The organism is Streptomyces spongiae, from assembly GCF_009377185.1.
GTDB classification, from domain to species: Bacteria; Actinomycetota; Actinomycetes; order Streptomycetales; family Streptomycetaceae; genus Streptomyces; species Streptomyces spongiae.
This window is the reverse complement of record NZ_VJZC01000607.1, coordinates 1-5,806: the sequence shown is the minus strand read 5'-3', so window position 1 is coordinate 5,806 and position 5,806 is coordinate 1. Positions and strand designations below refer to the sequence as shown.

Annotated in this window: 6 protein-coding genes; 5 read left to right on the top strand and 1 reads right to left on the bottom strand. The window is 67.1% G+C overall.

All coding sequences use genetic code 11. The annotated features are described in order from the left end of the window. Positions 1 to 203: 203 nt before the first annotated feature. The 4 genes from FNH08_RS42745 to FNH08_RS42730 all read left to right on the top strand — a co-directional run bounded on the left by FNH08_RS42745 (position 204) and on the right by FNH08_RS42730 (position 2,201). A complete protein-coding gene (locus FNH08_RS42745) occupies positions 204 to 386 on the top strand; it encodes a hypothetical protein (RefSeq protein WP_152776902.1) in 183 nt (60 codons plus the stop codon). Between the two features lie 126 nt (positions 387 to 512). Beyond that, positions 513 to 1,031: a BlaI/MecI/CopY family transcriptional regulator gene (locus FNH08_RS42740; protein WP_407704566.1), complete on the top strand. Its 519-nt coding sequence runs from the start codon at positions 513 to 515 to the stop codon at positions 1,029 to 1,031. 9 nt (positions 1,032 to 1,040) lie between these two features. Beyond that, a complete protein-coding gene (locus tag FNH08_RS42735; RefSeq protein WP_152776900.1) occupies positions 1,041 to 1,574 on the top strand; it encodes an amino-acid N-acetyltransferase in 534 nt (177 codons plus the stop codon). Between the two features lie 288 nt (positions 1,575 to 1,862). Beyond that, positions 1,863 to 2,201, top strand: coding sequence for a histone-like nucleoid-structuring protein Lsr2 (locus tag FNH08_RS42730; RefSeq protein ID WP_322726367.1), 339 nt, complete (start codon positions 1,863 to 1,865; stop codon positions 2,199 to 2,201). Here the strand turns inward: FNH08_RS42730 and FNH08_RS42725 are convergent. Beyond that, on the bottom strand, positions 2,132 to 2,806 hold the full coding sequence (locus FNH08_RS42725) for an SCO3374 family protein (RefSeq protein ID WP_152776898.1): 675 nt from the start codon (positions 2,804 to 2,806) through the stop codon (positions 2,132 to 2,134). The genes FNH08_RS42730 and FNH08_RS42725 overlap by 70 nt on opposite strands. A 430-nt stretch (positions 2,807 to 3,236) precedes the next feature. Here FNH08_RS42725 and FNH08_RS42715 point away from each other — a divergent pair, with 430 nt between their 5' ends. Next, a complete protein-coding gene (locus FNH08_RS42715; protein ID WP_152776897.1) occupies positions 3,237 to 5,759 on the top strand; it encodes an ATP-dependent Clp protease ATP-binding subunit in 2,523 nt (840 codons plus the stop codon). Positions 5,760 to 5,806 lie beyond the last annotated feature (47 nt).

Genomic DNA, 5,806 nt, shown 5'->3' with positions numbered 1-5,806 from the left:
CCCAAGGCTCCGAGCCCGACCCGCCGCCCCATCCCGACCCCGGGCGAGGTCTTCCCGCCCAAGCGCAAACCCGGCCCTCCGGCCAAGCCGGAGCAGCGGCACCTCGCCGCCGGCTGAGCCCTCGGACGCCACCCGACCGGGACCCACCCGACCGGGCCCGACCCGACCGGGACCCATCGGACACCGCTGGCTACTCTGGACGCATGGACTACGTCTCCGCGCTCCTGCCTCCCATCGTGATGGCCGTGTTCTTCATCGGCGTGATCGTGACGATCGTGAAGAGCCAGGGCGGCGCCAACAAGGCCAAGGAGGACGCGGCCGTCGACGCCGCCCTCGCCCGCGCGGAGAGCGCCCCGCAGGCCCCCAAGGGCGACGCCCAGGGCTGAGCCAGGCAGATCGGCGTACGACTCATCCGCTTTCGAGTCGTACGCCCTTTTTGTACCGTTGTGCAACGTGTCTCAGTATGCTGTTGAGTTGTGCCCCGGCCATTGGGAGAACTCGAAGACGCGGTCATGACACGGGTGTGGAAGTGGAACCGCCCGGTGACCGTTCGAGAAGTCCTGGAAGACCTTCAGCAGGAACGGTCCATCGCATACACCACCGTGATGACCGTTCTGGACAATCTCCATCAGAAGGGCTGGGTGCGCCGCGAAGCCGAAGGCCGCGCCTATCGATATGAGGCGGTCTCCACCCGCGCCGCCTACGCGGCCGCTCTGATGAACGACGCCTGGTCGCAGAGCGACAACCCCGCGGCCGCTCTCGTCGCCTTCTTCGGCATGATGAGCGAGGAACAGCGACAGGCGCTCAGCGACGCCGTACGTATCGTGCAAGGCCCCGACCCGGGCGAAACCACCGCTGCTCGGACCGATACCACTGCCGAAGGCGCGGCCGAACCCTCCGCCGATACCTCTGCCCATACCTCTGCCGAAACCCCTGTCGAAACCGGCGGCGAATCGTCCGACGAAACAGCCGCGTCCCCCGACGGCCAGGATGAGAACCCCGCCTCGGCACAGGGTGACACCGGACGATAGCGTCCGGTCATGCCAGCAGAGAGTCCCGAAGTCCCCCCGAAAGCCATCACCGTCCGGCGGGCCAGGACCAGCGATGTCCCGCACGTCCGCAACCTGCTTGACGCGTACGTCCGCCGGGGCATCCTGCTCGACAAAGCGACGGTGACGCTTTACGAGGACATCCAGGAGTTCTGGGTCGCGGAACGCGATGACAACGCCCAGGTCGTGGGGTGCGGTGCCCTGCACGTCATGTGGGAAGACCTCGCGGAAGTCCGCACTCTCGCGGTGAACCCCGAGGCCACGGGGCTCGGCGTCGGTCACCAGTTGCTGCAGAAGTTGCTGCACACCGCCCGTTGGCTGGGTGTTCGCCGGGTTTTCTGTCTGACCTTCGAAGTCGAGTTCTTCGCGAAGCACGGGTTCGTGGAGATCGGCGAGACACCGGTCGACCGGGATGTCTACGCGGAGCTGCTGCGTTCCTATGACGAGGGCGTGGCGGAGTTCCTCGGTCTCGAACGAGTGAAACCGAACACCTTGGGCAACAGCCGGATGCTTCTGCATCTGTGATCGCCGGGATCAACGCAACGATCGGCATGGATCGGCATGGATCAGCATGGGTCGCCATGGATCGCAAGCGGTATTCGGTGCCATGTGCCTTGCCCGGGTGCCCTATGTCCGAAACGCGTACGTTTCCGGTCTTCCTCGCGTCCGTGGGCCTCTCCCAGGGGTTTGTGTTTTTCAAGGAAAAGCGGTTTGCTTTCCGACGTACTGCAGTACTGCATATAACAGGGGGCTCGAAACAGCGGCTGCGGCCGCGGACCCTCGGCTCTCAAGTTATCGATGAAAGGAAATCCGGTGGCACAGAAGGTTCAGGTCCTTCTTGTCGACGACCTCGACGGCGGCGAGGCGGACGAGACCGTGACGTTCGCGCTGGACGGCAAGACGTACGAAATCGATCTCACGACCGCCAACGCGGACAAGCTCCGCGGCCTTCTCGAGCCGTACGTGAAGGGCGGGCGTCGTACCGGAGGCCGTGCTTCGGGCGGACGTGGAAAGGCGCGTGCCGCCGCCGGCGGCGGCAGCCAGGACACCGCACAGATCCGCGCCTGGGCGAAGGAGAACGGCTACGAGGTCAACGACCGCGGCCGCGTTCCCGCGTCCATCCGCGAGGCATATGAGAAGGCGAACGCCTGAGTACCCAGGCGTCGCAGCCGGATCCGGTGGCAGTGTGTCGCCACCGTGTCCACCAGTCGTACGAGGTCAGGGGCGGACCCACCACCCCCCAGCGCCGACAGTGTCGGCAGCGACGGTTCCACCTCGCACCCCGGTTCGGGGGGCCGCAGCCACACGGCGGCCCCCTGTGGACCGGCCCGGTCCACAGGCGACGACTCACGGCCTGAGCGATGCGAACGGCCCGGGTGGGACGCGGACCCCGAGGTGCCCTGCGGCCAGGGACGGGGAGCCTCGATGTGGCCGCCCGAACCGATGGCCGTGAGGTCCAGTTCGAGGGTGCCCCAGTCGAGCCAGTCGAGCAGACCCGGCAGTTCCTCCGCGCTGCCCGCGGCGACCAGCAGCCGCACGCGCTCTCCCCGCAGCGCCACCGGAGAGCCCGGGCCCAGGTGCCGCAGCGCCGCGAACCCCGCCTCCGCGGGGACGTCGAGCACATCGAAGCGCAGCCCCGTACTGATGAGTGCCGGCGGTCCGGGCAGAGTGGCCCAGCCGAGCTCGTTCTCGTACCACCCCCGCACCCGGTCGCTCGAGTCGAGCGGACGGCGTGGGAGAGGGACGATGGATGCCATGTCAGGAACAACCGCGCAAAGGGCACCCAAGTTACTCTGGGTGGTGGAATATGTACACAGGGTGGTGGAAATGGGGGCGTCCGAGAGAGCGCGGCAGCGCAAGGATGTTCGCCCATAGCGGAGGGAACCGGTGCGCACGGCATGGAGTGTCAGTGCGTGCGGGTAAGACATCCCTAGTGGGAGGGGGCGACACGCAGGAAAGGCGGTCTCGCGTTCGCCATCGGCGTACTGATAGTGAGGCTAACCACCTGGCCTGCGGGAACATCGTCTCGCACCATCAGGTTGGAGCAGATGTCGGCGTTCGGGGTCAGGAGGCCAAGGACGGTGTCGGCAGTTGGAATGAGCGGTCCCCGCTTGCGGGACTAAGCTGCGGAAGGACAGCGAGGGGAGCGTCCCCTCACTGCCTGACCGCTCTGAGGAGCGATTAACGATGTTCGAGAGGTTCACCGACCGCGCGCGGCGGGTTGTCGTCCTGGCTCAGGAAGAAGCCCGGATGCTCAACCACAACTACATCGGCACCGAGCACATCCTCCTGGGCCTGATCCACGAGGGTGAGGGTGTCGCCGCTAAGGCCCTGGAGAGCCTCGGGATCTCGCTTGAGGCTGTCCGCCAGCAGGTGGAGGAGATCATCGGCCAGGGCCAGCAGGCCCCCTCCGGCCACATCCCCTTCACCCCCCGTGCCAAGAAGGTCCTGGAGCTGTCGCTCCGCGAGGCCCTTCAGCTGGGTCACAACTACATCGGCACGGAGCACATCCTGCTCGGCCTGATCCGTGAGGGCGAGGGCGTCGCCGCCCAGGTCCTGGTCAAGCTGGGCGCAGACCTCAACCGGGTGCGGCAGCAGGTCATCCAGCTGCTCTCCGGCTACCAGGGCAAGGAGACCGCCACCGCCGGCGGGCCTGCCGAGGGCACCCCCTCGACGTCCCTGGTCCTCGACCAGTTCGGCCGGAACCTCACCCAGGCCGCTCGTGAGTCCAAGCTCGACCCGGTCATCGGGCGCGAGAAGGAGATCGAGCGGGTCATGCAGGTGCTGTCCCGCCGCACCAAGAACAACCCGGTCCTGATCGGTGAGCCCGGCGTCGGCAAGACCGCCGTCGTCGAGGGTCTCGCCCAGGCCATCGTCAAGGGCGAGGTGCCCGAGACCCTCAAGGACAAGCACCTCTACACCCTGGACCTCGGCGCGCTGGTCGCCGGCTCCCGCTACCGCGGTGACTTCGAGGAGCGCCTGAAGAAGGTCCTCAAGGAGATCCGCACCCGCGGCGACATCATCCTGTTCATCGACGAGCTGCACACGCTGGTCGGTGCGGGTGCCGCCGAGGGCGCCATCGACGCCGCTTCGATCCTGAAGCCGATGCTGGCCCGCGGTGAGCTGCAGACCATCGGTGCCACCACGCTGGACGAGTACCGCAAGCACCTGGAGAAGGACGCGGCCCTGGAGCGCCGCTTCCAGCCCATCCAGGTCGCCGAGCCCTCGCTCCCGCACACCATCGAGATCCTCAAGGGCCTGCGCGACCGGTACGAGGCGCACCACCGCGTCTCCATCACGGACGAGGCCCTGGTCCAGGCGGCCACGCTGGCCGACCGGTACATCTCGGACCGCTTCCTGCCCGACAAGGCGATCGACCTGATCGACGAGGCGGGCTCCCGGATGCGCATCCGCCGGATGACCGCGCCGCCGGACCTCCGCGAGTTCGACGAGAAGATCGCCGGTGTGCGCCGCGACAAGGAGTCCGCGATCGACTCGCAGGACTTCGAGAAGGCCGCCTCCCTGCGCGACAAGGAGAAGCAGCTCCTCGCCGCCAAGGCCAAGCGGGAGAAGGAGTGGAAGGCCGGCGACATGGACGTCGTCGCCGAGGTCGACGGCGAGCTGATCGCCGAGGTCCTCGCCACGGCCACGGGCATCCCGGTCTTCAAGCTGACCGAGGAGGAGTCCAGCCGCCTGCTCCGCATGGAGGAGGAGCTCCACAAGCGGGTCATCGGCCAGACCGACGCCGTCAAGGCGCTGTCGAAGGCGATCCGCCGTACGCGTGCCGGTCTGAAGGACCCGAAGCGTCCCGGTGGTTCGTTCATCTTCGCCGGCCCGTCCGGTGTCGGTAAGACCGAGCTGTCCAAGGCGCTCGCCGAGTTCCTGTTCGGCGACGAGGACGCGCTGATCTCCCTCGACATGTCGGAGTTCAGCGAGAAGCACACGGTCTCGCGTCTCTTCGGTTCGCCCCCCGGCTACGTGGGCTACGAGGAGGGCGGGCAGCTGACGGAGAAGGTCCGCCGCAAGCCGTTCTCGGTCGTCCTCTTCGACGAGGTCGAGAAGGCCCACCCGGACATCTTCAACTCGCTGCTGCAGATCCTGGAGGACGGTCGCCTGACCGACTCCCAGGGCCGGGTCGTGGACTTCAAGAACACGGTCATCATCATGACGACCAACCTCGGCACCCGGGACATCTCCAAGGGCTTCAACCTCGGCTTCGCCGCCGCGGGTGACAAGAAGACCAACTACGAGCGCATGAAGAACAAGGTCTCGGACGAGCTGAAGCAGCACTTCCGGCCCGAGTTCCTCAACCGCGTCGACGACGTGGTCGTCTTCCCGCAGCTGACGCAGGACGACATCCTCGCGATCGTCGACCTGATGATCAGCAAGGTGGACGAGCGCCTGAAGGACCGGGACATGGGCATCGAGCTCTCCCAGGCCGCCAAGGAGCTGCTGTCCACGAAGGGTTACGACCCCGTGCTGGGTGCCCGGCCGCTGCGCCGCACGATCCAGCGCGAGATCGAGGACAGCCTGTCGGAGAAGATCCTCTTCGGCGAGCTCCGTCCGGGCCACATCGTGGTCGTGGACACGGAGGGCGAGGGCGAGTCCAAGACCTTCACCTTCCGCGGTGAGGAGAAGTCGGCCCTGCCGGACGTCCCGCCGATCGAGCAGGCGGCCGGTGGCGGTCCGAACCTGAGCAAGGAGGCGTAAGCCCTCCGGGCTGTACGCGCAGAAGGGGGCCGGTGCCTGAAGGGCAC

Excerpts from the sequence above, each read along its gene's own strand:
- FNH08_RS42745 (WP_152776902.1), top strand. The coding sequence starts at position 204 with ATGGACTACGTCTCCGCGCTCCTGCCTCCCATCGTGATGGCCGTGTTC.
- FNH08_RS42740 (WP_407704566.1), top strand. The coding sequence starts at position 513 with ATGACACGGGTGTGGAAGTGGAACCGCCCGGTGACCGTTCGAGAAGTC.
- FNH08_RS42735 (WP_152776900.1), top strand. The coding sequence starts at position 1,041 with ATGCCAGCAGAGAGTCCCGAAGTCCCCCCGAAAGCCATCACCGTCCGG.
- FNH08_RS42725 (WP_152776898.1), bottom strand. The coding sequence starts at position 2,806 with ATGGCATCCATCGTCCCTCTCCCACGCCGTCCGCTCGACTCGAGCGAC.
- FNH08_RS42715 (WP_152776897.1), top strand. The coding sequence starts at position 3,237 with ATGTTCGAGAGGTTCACCGACCGCGCGCGGCGGGTTGTCGTCCTGGCT.